The sequence below is a fragment of the Amycolatopsis sp. NPDC004772 genome (genome assembly GCF_053601215.1).
The window spans coordinates 45,350-59,065 of the sequence record NZ_JBSGBK010000022.1; the positions used below are offsets into that span (position 1 = coordinate 45,350).

10 protein-coding genes are annotated in these 13,716 nt (G+C 71.9%); 6 read left to right on the top strand and 4 right to left on the bottom strand.

What is annotated here, in order from left to right; all coding sequences use genetic code 11:
• Positions 1-15 precede the first annotated feature (15 nt).
• Both ACWEF6_RS16020 and ACWEF6_RS16025 read right to left on the bottom strand, forming a co-directional pair.
• On the bottom strand, positions 16-474 hold the full coding sequence (locus tag ACWEF6_RS16020; RefSeq protein WP_449683614.1) for a dihydrofolate reductase: 459 nt from the start codon (positions 472-474) through the stop codon (positions 16-18).
• On the bottom strand, positions 471-1,268 hold the full coding sequence (locus tag ACWEF6_RS16025; RefSeq protein ID WP_449683615.1) for a thymidylate synthase: 798 nt from the start codon (positions 1,266-1,268) through the stop codon (positions 471-473). Before ACWEF6_RS16025 ends, ACWEF6_RS16020 begins: the two co-directional genes overlap by 4 nt.
• 109 nt (positions 1,269-1,377) lie before the next feature.
• Between ACWEF6_RS16025 and ACWEF6_RS16030 the strand changes: the two genes are divergently transcribed.
• From ACWEF6_RS16030 to ACWEF6_RS16040, 3 genes are all read left to right on the top strand, one after another.
• Positions 1,378-1,830: a Fur family transcriptional regulator gene (locus ACWEF6_RS16030; RefSeq protein ID WP_310969934.1), complete on the top strand. Its 453-nt coding sequence runs from the start codon at positions 1,378-1,380 to the stop codon at positions 1,828-1,830.
• Positions 1,827-4,100: a catalase/peroxidase HPI gene (gene katG / locus ACWEF6_RS16035; protein WP_449683616.1), complete on the top strand. Its 2,274-nt coding sequence runs from the start codon at positions 1,827-1,829 to the stop codon at positions 4,098-4,100. Before ACWEF6_RS16030 ends, katG begins: the two co-directional genes overlap by 4 nt.
• Before the next feature lie 143 nt (positions 4,101-4,243).
• Positions 4,244-5,011, top strand: coding sequence for a polysaccharide lyase family 7 protein (locus ACWEF6_RS16040; protein ID WP_449683617.1), 768 nt, complete (start codon positions 4,244-4,246; stop codon positions 5,009-5,011).
• 37 nt (positions 5,012-5,048) lie between these two features.
• Here ACWEF6_RS16040 and ACWEF6_RS16045 read toward each other — a convergent pair whose 3' ends face one another.
• Positions 5,049-6,071, bottom strand: a complete 1,023-nt coding sequence (locus ACWEF6_RS16045; RefSeq protein WP_449683618.1) for an LLM class flavin-dependent oxidoreductase — start codon at positions 6,069-6,071, stop codon at positions 5,049-5,051.
• A gap of 126 nt (positions 6,072-6,197) precedes the next feature.
• Between ACWEF6_RS16045 and ACWEF6_RS16050 the strand changes: the two genes are divergently transcribed.
• Positions 6,198-6,707, top strand: a complete 510-nt coding sequence (locus tag ACWEF6_RS16050; RefSeq protein WP_449683619.1) for a hypothetical protein — start codon at positions 6,198-6,200, stop codon at positions 6,705-6,707.
• A 148-nt stretch (positions 6,708-6,855) separates the two neighbouring features.
• A complete protein-coding gene (locus tag ACWEF6_RS16055; RefSeq protein ID WP_449683667.1) occupies positions 6,856-8,508 on the top strand; it encodes an alpha/beta fold hydrolase in 1,653 nt (550 codons plus the stop codon).
• Here the strand turns inward: ACWEF6_RS16055 and ACWEF6_RS16060 are convergent.
• On the bottom strand, positions 8,492-10,162 hold the full coding sequence (locus tag ACWEF6_RS16060) for a DUF6461 domain-containing protein (RefSeq protein WP_449683620.1): 1,671 nt from the start codon (positions 10,160-10,162) through the stop codon (positions 8,492-8,494). The two genes, ACWEF6_RS16055 and ACWEF6_RS16060, sit on opposite strands and share 17 nt — an antisense overlap.
• A gap of 106 nt (positions 10,163-10,268) precedes the next feature.
• On the opposite strand from ACWEF6_RS16060, the gene ACWEF6_RS16065 reads away from it, so the two are divergent.
• The gene (locus ACWEF6_RS16065) at positions 10,269-13,556 is read left to right on the top strand and encodes a DUF4132 domain-containing protein (protein ID WP_449683621.1); all 3,288 of its coding nucleotides are present in this window, start codon (positions 10,269-10,271) and stop codon (positions 13,554-13,556) included.
• Positions 13,557-13,716: the final 160 nt, after the last annotated feature.

Here is a 13,716-nt window from a genome sequence, read left to right on the forward strand (position 1 = left end):
CAACGGCCCGGGCCGTCAGCCCCAGGTCAGGAAGCGGTAGTGCAGGCCCGTCGACGACTCCAGCCACTCCCCCACGGAGTCCGCCGGCCGCCCCACTTCAGGCGCGTACGTGTCCCCCTCGAACGACTCGCGGATCTCGGTGACGACGATCCGGTCCGCGCGCGGCAGCGCCGCCCGGTACACCGCCGCGCCGCCGATCACCCACACGTCGCCGGGTACGGCCGCAAAAGCGGCGGCCAGGTCCGCGAACGTCTCGGCTCCCTCCTGCGGGGTCGCCGACAGGACCAGGTTCCGCCGGCCCGGCAGCGGCCGGAACCGCGGCGGCAGGGACTCCCACGTCCGGCGCCCCATCAGCACCGCCGCGCCCGCGGTCACCGTGCGGAAGTGCTTGAGATCCTCCGGCAGGTGCCACGGCAGCTCGCCGTCGCGCCCGATGACGCCGTTCGCGGACTGGGCCCAGATCAGCCCGATCACACCGCCACCGGCGCCTTGATGCCCGGGTGCGGGTCGTAGCCCTCGACCGAGAAGTGCTCGTACGTGTAGTCGAACAGGCTTTCCGCCGGCTTCAGGCTCAGCGCCGGGAACGGCCGCGCGTCCCGGGCGAGCTGCGTGCGGACCTGGTCGACGTGGTTGTCGTAGATGTGGCAGTCCCCGCCCGTCCAGATGAAGTCGCCGACGCCGAGGCCGACCTGCTCGGCGATCATGTGCGTCAGCAGCGCGTAGCTGGCGATGTTGAACGGCACGCCGAGGAACAGGTCCGCGCTGCGCTGGTAGAGCTGGCAGGACAGCTTGCCGTCGGCGACGTGGAACTGGAAGAACGCGTGGCACGGCGGCAGCGCCATCCGCGGGATGTCGGCGACGTTCCACGCGGAGACGATGATCCGCCGCGAGTCCGGGTTCTCACGCAGCGTGCGCAGCACCTCGGCGATTTGGTCGACGTGTCCGCCGTCCGGGGTCGGCCACGAGCGCCACTGGACGCCGTAGACCGGGCCCAGATCGCCGTCGGCCGCCGCCCATTCGTCCCAGATCGTCACGCCGTTCTCCTGCAGCCAGGAGACGTTCGCGTCGCCGCGCAGGAACCACAACAGCTCGTAGGCGATCGAGCGGAAGTGGACTTTCTTCGTGGTGATCAAGGGAAAACCCTCGGACAGGCGGTAGCGCAGCTGGTGCCCGAAGATCGACCTCGTGCCCGTGCCGGTACGGTCGCCCTTGCGGGTGCCCGTGTCGAGGACGTGGCGGAGGAGGTCTTCGTACTGCGTGTCCGGCATGCCCGGGAGCCTAACCCGTCCCGCTGACTCAGCGTGAACCCCGGTTGCGCCACACGGATGGGGAATGAAAACTTGACCCATTCCAGAAAAGGCCCTAGGGTCGGCGGCGATGTCGGACTTCGAAGCACAGCTGCGGGCGGTTTCGCTGCGGGTCACGCGACCCCGGCTGGCCGTGCTGGCCGCACTGCGCGAGCATCCCCACGTCGACACCGAAACGGTGATCGAACTGGTGCGCGCCGAGCAACCGACGGTCTCGCACCAGACGATCTACGACGTGCTGCGGGCGCTCACCGACACCGGGCTGATCCGGCGCATCCAGCCGGCCGGTGCGAACGCCCGCTACGAGGCCCGGGTGGGTGACAACCACCACCACGTCGTGTGCCGTTCGTGCGGGGCGATAGCCGACGTCGACTGCGCCGTCGGCCACACCCCCTGTCTCACCGCCTCGGACGACCACGGTTTCGTGATCGACCAGGCGGAGGTCGTCTACTGGGGCACCTGCCCCGACTGCGCGGCCGAACGTCCCCGAAATGATTCGCCGCTCCCGGAAGGAAGTAAATGAGCTCCACCCAGGACAACCCGTCCTCCGCGCAGGGCGTGGACAAGAAGGCGGCGGCCGGTTGCCCGGTCGCGCACGACTCGGTGACTTCGCAGGGCAGCGAGAGCGAGAACCCGGCGATCGACTCGCCGACCCCCAAGACGGGCGGCCGGCCGCGCACCCTCCAGGACTGGTGGCCCAACCAGCTCGACCTCACCCCGCTGCACGCGCACTCGTCGAAGAGCAACCCGCTCGGCGAGAAGTTCGCGTACGCCAAGGAGTTCGCGAAGCTCGACGTCGAGGCCCTCAAGCGCGACATCACCGACGTCCTCACCACCTCGCAGGACTGGTGGCCGGCGGACTTCGGCCACTACGGCGGCCTGATGATCCGGATGAGCTGGCACGCGGCGGGCACCTACCGCATCCACGACGGCCGGGGCGGCGCCGGTGACGGCGGGCAGCGCTTCGCCCCGCTGAACAGCTGGCCGGACAACGCCAACCTGGACAAGGCCCGCCGCCTGCTGTGGCCGGTCAAGCAGAAGTACGGCCAGAAGATCTCGTGGGCCGACCTGCTCGTCCTGGCCGGCAACGTGGCCCTGGAGTCGATGGGCTTCAAGACCTTCGGCTTCGGCTTCGGCCGCGTGGACACCTGGGAGCCGGAAGAGATCTTCTGGGGCCCGGAGGACGACTGGCTGGGCGACGAGCGCTACGCCAGCGACACCGAGATGGTGCCGGAGCTCGGCGCGACCGAGATGGGCCTCATCTACGTCAACCCCGAGGGTCCCCGCGGCAGCGCGGACTTCGAGGCCGCGGCCCACTTCATCCGCGAGACCTTCGCCCGGATGGCGATGAACGACGAGGAGACCGTCGCCCTCATCGCCGGCGGCCACACCTTCGGCAAGACCCACGGCGCCGGCGTGGCCGACGACCACGTGGGCCCGGAGCCGGAGGGCGCCCCGCTGGAGGCCCAGGGCCTCGGCTGGCTGAACACGCTCGGCAGCGGCAAGGGCCCGGACCAGATCACCAGTGGTCTCGAGGTGACCTGGACCGACAAGCCGACCGAGTGGAGCAACCGCTTTTTCGAGATCCTCTTCGGCTACGAGTGGGAGCTCACCACCAGCCCCGGTGGCGGCAAGCAGTACGTCGCCAAGGACGCGCCGGAGATCATCCCGGACCCGTTCGACCCGAACAAGAAGCACAAGCCGACCATGCTCACGACGGACCTGTCGCTGCGCTTCGACCCGGTCTACGGCCCGATCTCGCAGCGGTTCAAGGACAACCCGGACGAGTTCGCGCTGGCCTTCGCCAAGGCCTGGTACAAGCTGCTGCACCGCGACATGGGCCCGGTCAGCCGCTTCCTCGGCCCGTGGGTCGCCGAGCCGCAGCTGTGGCAGGACCCGGTGCCCGCCGTCGAGGGCGACCTCGTGAGCGACGCCGACATCACCGCCCTCAAGGCGAAGGTCCTCGACTCGGGGCTCTCCGTCTCGGAGCTGGTTTCGACCGCGTGGGCGTCGGCCGCAAGCTTCCGCTCCACCGACAAGCGCGGTGGCGCGAACGGCGCCCGGATCCGCCTGGAGCCGCAGCGCAACTGGGAGGTCAACCAGCCCGAGCAGCTCGGCAAGGTCCTCGAAGTCCTCGAGGGCGTCCAGCGCGAGTTCAACGAGGCGGGCGGCGCGCAGATCTCGCTGGCCGACCTCATCGTGCTGGCCGGCTCGGCGGCCGTCGAGAAGGCGGCGCGCGACGCCGGCGTCGAGACGACCGTGCCGTTCCACCCGGGCCGCACCGACGCCACGGCCGAGCAGACCGACGTCGACTCGTTCAAGGTCCTCGAGCCGCGCGCCGACGGCTTCCGCAACTACCTGCGGGCCGGCGAGAAGCGCCAGCCCGAGGTGCTGCTGGTCGACCGCGCGTACATGCTCGACCTGACCGCGCCGGAGATGACGGTCCTGGTCGGTGGCCTCCGCGCCCTCGGCACGAACCACGGCGGTGCCGCGCACGGTGTCCTCACCGACCAGCCGGGCGTGCTGACCAACGACTTCTTCGCCAACCTGCTCGCGCCGGGCACCAGGTGGAAGGCGTCGGAGTCGGCGGAGAACGTCTACGAGATCCGCGACGTGACGACCGACGAGGTCAAGTGGACCGCCACCGCGGTCGACCTGGTCTTCGGTTCGAACTCGCAGCTGCGGGCGCTGGCCGAGGTCTACGCCAGCGACGACGCCCGCGAGAAGTTCGTGGCCGACTTCGTGGCCGCGTGGACGAAGGTCATGGAGCTGGACCGCTTCGACCTCGCCTGATCCACCACCGCAGCGGGCCCGGCCGGTTTCCGGCCGGGCCCGTTTCGCGTGGGCGGCGATCTTGACATCGGGTGAGCGCCGACCTACCGTGAGTCCCACGCCGCCGGGTTGTCCAGACCATTTACCGTCTGAAAGGACACCCGATGACGCGTGTTCGTGCTTTGCTCGTACTCCTGGCGGTCCCGGCCCTGGCCGCGGCGACCGCCTTCCCCGCGCTGGCGGCCGATCCGTCGGTCGCCCCGGGCGGCAACTTCGACCTCTCGATCTGGCAGCTGCAGGAGCCGGTCGGCTCCCCCGGCAAGCCGACGACCATCTCGTCGTCGCGGCTCCAGGGGCCGAACGGCTTCCAGGACAGCTACTTCTACACCGACACCCGCGACGGCGCGATGACCTTCTGGGCTCCGGAAAAGGGCGTCACCACGCCGAACTCGAACTACGCGCGCTCGGAGCTGCGCGAGATGAACCGGGACGGCTCCGCGGCGAACTGGTCGCTGAGCGGGTCGCACAAGCTGAGCGCGACCCTGCGCGTGGTCTCGGTGACGTCGAACGTGTGCGTCGGCCAGGTGCACCTCGGCACCGGCGGCTCGTCGACGAAACCGCTGCTGGAGCTGTACTACCGGGCCAGCGGGGACATCGTGCTCGGCACCGAGAACTCCCCCGACGGCGGGCAGACGCCGCACACCGTCGGCCACGTCTCCCTCGGCAAGACGTGGACCTACACGATCGGCATCTCCGGCGGCAACACCATCGACCTCACGGTCAACGGGAGCACGACGCACTACGCCATCCCGTCGTCGTTCAAGCCGTACAAGCAGTACTTCAAGGCGGGCTCGTACAACCAGTCCTCTTCGGACAGCACGACGAAGGGTGCCCGGGTCGCGTTCTACGGCCTGAAGGTCACCCACGGCTGACGAAGAGCGGCCCGGCCGCCACCGGGCCGCCTTCCCCTCAGCGCCAGCCCAGCTCCGGGGCCACGTGCTTCAGGATGTTCTCCAGCACGTGCGCGTTGTAGTCCACCCCGAGCTGGTTGGGGATGGTGAGCAGCAGGGTGTCCGCGGCCTGGACGGCCTCGTCCTCCTTGAGCTGCCGCACGAGCTCGTCGGGCTCGCCGGCGTAGGACCGGCCGAAGATCGCGCGGGTGTTCTCGTCGATCATGCCGACCTGGTCGCGCGAGTGGCGGTCGCGGCCGAAGTAGGCGCGGTCCTGGTCGTTCGTCAGCGCGAAGATGCTGCGGCTGACCGAAACCCGCGGCTCCCGCTCGTGGCCGGCTTCGGTCCACGCCTCGCGGTAGGCCTCGATCTGCTTGCGCTGCTGGACGTGCAGCGGCTCGCCCGTCTCGTCGTCCTTGAGCGTCGAGCTCTGCAGGTTCATGCCCAGCTTCGCGGCCCACACGCTGGTCGCGTTCGAACCGGACCCCCACCAGATGCGCTCGCGCAGGCCCTCGGAGTGCGGCTCGAGCCGCAGCAACCCGGGCGGGTTGGCGAACATCGGCCGCGGGTTCGGCTGGGCGAAGCCTTCGCCGCCGAGGAGCTTGAGGAAGACCTCGGTGTGCTGGCGGGCCATGTCGGCGTCCGTCTCGCCCTCGCCGGGGGCGTACCCGAAGTACCGCCAGCCGTCGATCACCTGCTCGGGGGATCCCCGGCTGATGCCGAGCTGGAGCCGGCCGCCGGAGATGAGGTCGGCGGCGCCCGCGTCCTCGATCATGTAGAGCGGGTTCTCGTAGCGCATGTCGATCACGCCGGTGCCGATCTCGATCCTCGACGTCCGCGCGCCGATCGCCGCCAGCAGCGGGAACGGGCTGGCCGCCTGCCGCGCGAAGTGGTGCACGCGGAAGTAGGCGCCGTCGACGCCGAGCTCCTCGGCGGCCACCGCCAGGTCGATCGACTGGTGCAGGAAGTCGGCGGCCGACCGGGTCTCGGAGTGTGCGCTGTCCGACCAGTGGCCGAACGACAGGAAGCCAATTCTCTTCACGCCCCCTCAGACGTCCGGCGGCCGGAAATGATTCCCGGGTGTGATCGCCGTCGTTCGCTCGTTCCGGTGAACCGTCGTCCGGGCCCGGCCGGGCCGGGTACTCCGCCGGAAAGGAGGAGGAGACGCATGCCCGACAACGACCTCACCGGATTCCTGATCATCGGCCTGGTGTTCGTGGTGGCCGACGGCCAGGTGCTCTACCGCGGCGGCCGGCGCTACCTCAGCGGGCCGGACGGCGGTGAGGGGTCGGGCTCGCTGGCGTGGATGGTGGTGACCGTCTTCCACTTGGTCTCCTTCGGCGTGCTCGCGCTGCTCTCGGTGGTCGGCCCGCAGTGGTCGGGGTCGACGGCCGCGCTGGTCGGGCGGCTCGGCGTCTTCCTGCTGCTGATGGCCGTGGCCCACGTGCTGACGCTGGCCGTGCTCGCCCGCCGCCGTCAGGACCGGATCGTCGAGGAGCACTTCCAGGAGCGGGAGGGCGGCACCGAGACCTACGCCCGGCCCGCCACCGAGGTGGTCGTCGAGCCGGTGGCGACGGACCCGGCGTGGCGCGCCACCACCACCCCGGTGCCCGGCCAGGACGGCCCCCGCCCGCAGGTGGCTCCCGATCTCGGCAACCACGGCCCGTACCGCACCTGACCTGCACCGCGGCGTTCACCGGATCGATGGAATCCGCCCGGCGAGCCGCGGCTTGGCGCTGCCCGGCCTCCACCGGCCGTGATTGGATCTTCACGGCCGGTGCGTGAGGAAGGAAACTGCGGTGCGAACGTCCCGAGCAGGACTGGTGGTGGCGGTCTCGGTCCTGGTGGCGGCCACGGCGCCCGCCGCGGCCACCCCGGCCGACCCGCTCGCGCCCTACCGCGGGCAGGAGGTCTCCTGGGGCGCCTGCCCGTTCAAGCAGCGCACCAAGCCGCCCACGGCGGAGTGCGCGCGGATCACCGTCCCGCGGGACTGGGCGGCCCCCGCGGCCGGGATCGACCTGCAGGTGGCGATCAGCCGGGTCGCGGCCACCGGCGGCCGGCAGGGCGCGATCCTGGTGAACCCGGGCGGACCCGGCGGCCGGGGCACGTCGCTCGCGGGCGCGCTGGCCGGGCTGGAGCCGTCGCTGAACGAGCACTACGACATCGTCGGGATGGACCCCCGCGGCACCGGCCAGGAAGGCGGCACCGACGACGGGTACGTCTGCCGGGTGCCGCTGGGACGGCTGCCCCAGGAAGACGACCTCGACGCCCGCGACCGCTCGGCGGCGAGCATCGCGCTGCACCAGCGGACGCCGCGCGTGCTGGCCGAGGCGTGCCAGAGCGACGCGGTCGCGCCGTTCATCACCACCTGGCAGACCGCGCACGACATGGACCTGATCCGCTCGCTGCTGGGCGACGAGAAGCTGAACTACCTCGGCTTCTCCTACGGCACCTGGCTCGGTGCGAAGTACGCGTCGCTGTTCCCGGAGCGGGCCGGGAAGCTGGTGCTCGACTCCAGCGTCAACTTCGAAGGCCGCCTCCAGGCCGCGTTCGAGGCGTTCCCGAAGATCGACCAGCGCCAGTTCGACCGCGTCTACGCGCCGTGGCTGGCCCGCCGGTTCCCGGAGCAGCTCGGCAAGACCGCCGGCGAGGTCCGGGCGACGTGGGAGAGGCTGCGGGCCTACTTCAAGACCCAGGGCGTGCCGCCCGACGTCTTCGACTCGGTCTTCGTCGGCAACGGCAGCAGCCGGCAGTGGATGACCGGGGCCCTGATCCTCACGAAGGGCGCGGCGGCGCTCGCCGGCAAGACCACCCCGCCGCCCGCGGCGTTGCGCAGCGACCTCGACCGGGCGTCGCGGGCGGTCTTCGGCCGTCCGGCAGACCGGCTGACCGCGGCCGACCCGCCGGAGCCCGACTACGCCGACGTCCCGGGGACGCGGCTGGCCGTGGCGTGCGGCGACCAGCCGACGCGGACGGCGAGCTGGTACAAGCTGCTCAGCGACCTGCAGGGGCCGACCTACCCGCTGTTCGGCTGGGCCTACGGCCTCAGCGAGGCGTGCGGCTTCTGGTCCGACCCGCCCCGGCAGTCGCTGCCGAAGCTCTCGGCGGCCGCCGCGAAGAACATCCTCGTCGTCCAGGGCGAGTTCGACCCGCAGACCGGGTACGAGCAGGCGGAGGCGGCGGCGCGGGCGGCCGGGATCCCGATGATCTCGGTGGCGGATTCGCCGTTCCACGGCCAGTACGCGGTCAGCGGCAACTCCTGTGTGGACGATCTGGTGAACGGCTTCTACCTCGGCGGCGCGCGGCCGGCGGCCACCATCTGCCCGGGTGTTCCGCTGCCCGGTGAGAACAAGGTGTACCCGGTGCCGGGCCCGGCGGGCGAGCCGTCCCAGGCGTCGGCGCCGGTACCCCGGGACGCCCGCTCGGACGTCCGGGACCGGCTTCAGGACGACATCAGCGCGGTCAACCGGGGTCGCTGATCCGGTAGGCCACGCCGAGGCGCTCGATGTCCTCCAGGTCCTCGGGGTACAGGCCCCGGCCGGTGAACCGCTCGACCGCGACCAGGCCCTTTTCGGTGCCGTCGCGGTAGTTCTCGAGGTCGAGACCGGCCAGCGCCGCGGTGACCTCCTCGTCCGCGGACGGCTCGTGCAAGCCGGGTTCGAACGACGAGAGGAGCGTGCCGGCCTTGGCGAAGGACAGGCGCGTCACCGCGTTGACGTTCCAGAACATGCTCGCCGCCCGGCCGGCCCGGGAGGCCGCGGTGAGCACGTCGGCGTGGGAGCCGGAGTAGCCGTTCTCCTCGATCGCCACCACGACGCCGTCGAGGTCCAGGACGGCCAGCCACGGGTCCGCGTACGCCTCGCGCAGCTCGGGCAGGGGTTCGGGCCGGGCGGGATCGGCGCCGAACGCGCGGATGACGTCCTCCGCCGGGAGGCCGGTGGCGACGGTGACCGTCGCCGCGACGGTCAGCCGGGACCGCCCGATCCAGCGGTAGCGCACCTCGGGCCGGTCTGCGGGCGGCGGCTCCGGCTCGCCGCGCAGGTGGTGGCCGAGGCGGTCGGCCCGGGCGTGCACAACCGGGGGCTCGGGCGGCGCGGCCCAGATCCAGAGGTCGTAGCTCTCGGCCTCGGGGTCGTCGCGGCCGTAGGCGTGCACGCGGACGCGGTAGTCACCGGGCCACGGCGGGGTCGTGACGGTCTTGACGTGGGGCCAGTGCGCCGTCGTCACGCCCCGGCCCACGCCGGCCGAGCCGTGCTCCGCGTGCCAGCTGAGGTCGACGACTTCTTCCCAGCCCAGGGTTTCCGCCGTGGCGGGCGGCTCGGCCAGCACCCGGATGCCGACGCTGACCGTGCCGTTCTCCGTGCCGGTGCGGACGGCCACGCCGCCGTCGATGACCTCGGCCAGGCCGTTGCCGGCGAAGTCGTGCGGCACGGCCGGGGTTTCGCTTTCGGCCAAGGCGAAGACGTGGTCGCGGACCTTGACGGACGTGCTGCCGGACTGCGGCAGCCGGTATTCGGCTCGTTCCTTGTCCCGCAACGCTTCCGCGTAGCCATCGGGCATCGGCGTCCCGCGCAGCAGGCTCGCGGCCACTCCCAGCGCCGTCCCGACGATGGCGGCGACCTCCGGGCGGCCTGCTTCGCGGGCGACGATCGTCGCGGTCACCAGGGCGATCGCGAGGTGGTGGGCGCCGTGCGCGGCCGCGATGGCGGCTTCGTCGCCTTCGACCGGATGCGGGATTTCGGCTGCCACGCGGGTGGTCAGCTCCGCGACCAGGTCCAGCAGGCCGGGCCGGAGCTGGTGCAGCGACCGCGTCTCCCGCAGGGCGTCCGCTTCGCTGTCGGAGGTGAGGAAACCGTAGGCGCCGTCCGGCGGCGGCTTCAGCGCGGCGGCGACCGAGGGTGCCGGGATCGCCAAGCTGGTCAGAGGCAGCTCGACCGCGCCGTGGACGCGTTCGACGAGCCACGACGGCAGGGTTCTGAGCGACTTCAGCACCTCGGGCTCGGGGATGTCCGGGAACCGGCGGCGTTCCGGTTCCCGCCGCAGCCGGCCCAGCGCCGCGGCGGGCGCGGGCGGGATCACGGCGCGGACGGTCGGCACGACGGCGGCCACAGCGGCGGCAAGGTCCTCCCCCATGCGCACCACTGTGCCAGAAACCGGGGCCGGAGCTGCGGATCTCCGGAAATTGTCGGACCCCTCCCGTAGCCTTCGGCCCAGCATCGACCGACTTTGGGGGGCAGCAATGACCGAGACCTTCGTCCCGGACCCGGCGTGGAGAAAGCACGTCCACGTCCGGCGCGGCGGCTGGTTCCCGCCGGACACCGAGCCGGCGGCGGACGCGGCCGGGTGGTGGCAGGCCGCAGTGGCCGGCGAAGACGTGGTGAGGGCGGCGCTGCGGAATCCGGCGAGCGATCCGGATCTCGTCCTCGCCGCCCGCGCGGGCGGCGAGGACGTGCTGGGTGCGGCCGTCCTGGGCACACTGCTGCACAGCGGCCTGCGCCGGAAGTCCGGCGGGCATGGGGAAACGTGGCGGATCGCCGACGCGTGGTGGGCGCGGGGGCCCGAGTTCGCGGTCCGGGCGGCGGCCACCATGACCCAGGTCGTCCACTCCGACCACTACCCCGACGGCACCGCGCTGCTGGAACGGTGGACGGAGCGGTGCCGCGGCCTGTTCCCCGGGGAATATCCGCTGTTCCGCCGGCTGCGCGCCCTCCTCGCCGCCGCCGGCGATGCCGAGTACGAGGCGGCGACGGCGGCGCTGGCCGCGTTCCGGGCCGAACCGGCCGGTCAGGTGGTGGCCTCCTACCTGGTGCCCACGCGCGAAGACTGGGCCCGCGAGATGCTGGCGGCCACCCGGCCGCTCGGGGAGTTCGGCGTCGACTGGACGGCGGTCCTGCAGGCACTGTCCACCCGGGATCAGCTCGAAGCGGTGCCGACCGTGGTGCTCCGCTGGCGGCTCCAGTCCGAAGAGGTCCGCTACACCCTGTTCGACGCGATGGGAGCCGCGTCGGCTCCCCTCTTCGCCCGCGCCCTCGACGCTGATCCGAGCGGCGGTGACTCCCGCAGGTTCTTGCTGTCCGTGCTGGCCGGCCTGCCCGGCGACGAAGCGTTCGAGCTGCTGGTGACGCGGCTGGGGCAGAAACACGTGCAGCCGGTCGTCGCCGCCGGGATGGCCGGCACGCCGGAGCGTGCGGTCCGGCTGCTGGCGCGGGCCGCCACCACGCAAGCGGCGTACGCCGAAGAGGCGAACTTCCTGCTGCGCAGCCATGTCGCGGCCCATCCGGACATCGCGGCCGGCGTCCTGCCCGATCTTGGCGCCGCAGAGCGGGCGCTGGTCGAACGCGCGCTGGCGGGCGAAGAGCGGCTGCCGTCCGTGGCCGACGATGCGCTACCGGTGGTGCTCGCGGACCCACCGTGGGCTTCGAGCCACGCCCGGCGCGAGCCCACCGTCCTCAGTGGACTTTCGGTCCCGGCCGAGCCGACACTGGTGTGGGCCCCCGGCGAACAGGCCGAGTGGGCGGAGTGGCACACGCGGCTGCACCGCGGCCTGTACGGCGGCTGGCAGCGCGCGGCCGAGGAGTACGACGCCGGGAAGCTGTACGCGCCGGACGGGCCCACCCTGTTCGTCAAAGCCCCGGACGACTGGGTGCGCGAGCGGCTGGCCGCGTGGCGCCCGGCCGAGGCGTGGGACGGGGAGATCTGGGGCCGCGTCCTGGCGAGCCGTCACGGGCTGCTCGCCTACCGGCCGCTGCTGGCGATGGCGGCGGCGCACCCGGGCCACCGCGGCGAAGTGCTGCTGCCGTACGTGAGCCCGGAAATCGCGCTGCTGATGGCGGACTGGCTGGTCCGGCTGAAGAAGGCCCGGGAGGCCGCGCTGGCGTGGCTCGGCCGGCACCTCACCGACGCCACGAGGTTCCTGGTCCCGGTGGCGCTCGGCCCGGCCGGCGCGAACCGGCGCACCGCCGAAGCCGCACTGCGCGCCCTGGCGAAGAGCGGACACGAAGAGGCGGTGTCCGCGGCGGCCGCGCACCACGGCGCGGAGGCGGCCGAGGCCGTCGCCGAACTGCTCGTCACCGACCCCCTGGAAGTCCTGCCGGTGCGTCTACCGGTCCCCGGCGCGTGGGCGGATCCGGCGGTGCTGCCCCAGATCCGCGTCCGCGGCGGCGAGCAGGCCCTGCCCGACCGGGTGATCCCGCACGTGCTCATGCTGTTCGCGCTGTCGACGCCCGACGAGGTCTACCCGGGAGTGGCGCACCTGCGCGACTTCGCGGACCCGGCTTCGCTGGCGGAGTTCGCGTGGGGGCTGTTCGGCCGCTGGCGGGCCGCGGACTACCCGGCCAAGGACAGCTGGGTGCTCACCGCACTGGGTCTCTTCGGCGACGACGACGTGGTGCGCAAGCTGAACCCGTTGATCCGGGCGTGGCCGGGCGAAGGCGGCCACGCCCGCGCGGCCGCGGCCCTCGACGTCCTGGCCGGCATAGGCACGGATTTCGCGTTGCTGCAGCTGAATTCCATCGCGCAGAAGGTGAAGTTCAAGGCACTGAAGCTCCGAGCCCAGGAGAAGATCGCGGCGGTCGCCGAGGGCCTCGGCTTGTCGGCCGAGCAGCTGGCCGACCGCCTGGTCCCGACACTCGGCCTCGACGAGGCAGCCACGGCAGTGATCGACTACGGCCCCCGCCGATTCGTGGTCGGCTTCGACGAACAGCTCAAACCGTACGTCACAGACCCGGACGGCAAGCCCCGCAAAGCATTGCCGAAGCCGGGCGCAAAGGACGACGCCGAACTCGCGGCGGCGGAGTACAAGCGGTTCACGGCGTTGAAGAAGGACGTCCGCACGGTGGCGGCAGAGCAGATTTCCCGCCTGGAGTCGGCCATGGTCCAGGGCCGCCACTGGCCGGCGGCGGAGTTCACCGAACTCCTGGCCGGCCACCCCCTGCTGGTCCACCTGGTCCGCCGCTTGGTCTGGCGCACCACGGCGGGCCAGACATTCCGCTGCGCGGAGGACGGAACGTACGCCGACATCCACGACGAGCAGTACGCCCTCCCCGAGACGGCCGAGGTGGGCGTGGCCCACCCCCTGCAGTTCGCCGACGAGCTGGCGACCTGGTCGGCCCTGTTCGCGGACTACGAGATCCTCCAGCCGTTCCCCCAAGTCGGCCGCCCGGCGGCGCGCCTGGAGGAGGCGGAGAGGTCGGCCACCAGGTTGAAGAGGTTCGAGAACCACACGGTCCCCACAGGCAAGCTTTTGGGCCTGACAAAGAAGGGCTGGCATCGAGGCCCAGCCCTGGACAACGGCGTCGAGGCCTGGCTCCTCCGCCCCACCCCCGACGGCGGAGCAGTGGTCCTCAACCTCGACCCGGGCATTTTGGTCGGCCTGCCGGCAGAGGAACCCGAGCAGAAGCTCACGGACATCTGGCTGGACGAGAAGGGAGAAGGAGCTTGGAGCCCCCAGGGAACGCGAGTATTCGGCGAACTCGACCCGGTAACGGCCTCAGAGCTCCTAGCCGAGCTGACCGACCTGACCCACTGACCGCGGCCCACAACCCGACCGACCTCTGAAGGGGGTTGCGGTATAACGCCTCCACCCACGCCCGGCCGCCAGGCCCGCTCCGGTCAGCCGCCGGGGCCGGCTCCGTGCAGGCCGCCCAGGCCGCTCCCGGCAGACCGCCAGACGGCCAGTCCGCGCAGGC

What these genes read in the sequence shown, in the direction of transcription:
- ACWEF6_RS16025 (WP_449683615.1), bottom strand. Translation starts at nt 1,268, where the DNA reads ATGCCGGACACGCAGTACGAAGACCTCCTCCGCCACGTCCTCGACACG.
- ACWEF6_RS16030 (WP_310969934.1), top strand. Translation starts at nt 1,378, where the DNA reads ATGTCGGACTTCGAAGCACAGCTGCGGGCGGTTTCGCTGCGGGTCACG.
- katG (WP_449683616.1), top strand. Translation starts at nt 1,827, where the DNA reads ATGAGCTCCACCCAGGACAACCCGTCCTCCGCGCAGGGCGTGGACAAG.
- ACWEF6_RS16040 (WP_449683617.1), top strand. Translation starts at nt 4,244, where the DNA reads ATGACGCGTGTTCGTGCTTTGCTCGTACTCCTGGCGGTCCCGGCCCTG.
- ACWEF6_RS16050 (WP_449683619.1), top strand. Translation starts at nt 6,198, where the DNA reads ATGCCCGACAACGACCTCACCGGATTCCTGATCATCGGCCTGGTGTTC.
- ACWEF6_RS16060 (WP_449683620.1), bottom strand. Translation starts at nt 10,162, where the DNA reads ATGGGGGAGGACCTTGCCGCCGCTGTGGCCGCCGTCGTGCCGACCGTC.
- ACWEF6_RS16065 (WP_449683621.1), top strand. Translation starts at nt 10,269, where the DNA reads ATGACCGAGACCTTCGTCCCGGACCCGGCGTGGAGAAAGCACGTCCAC.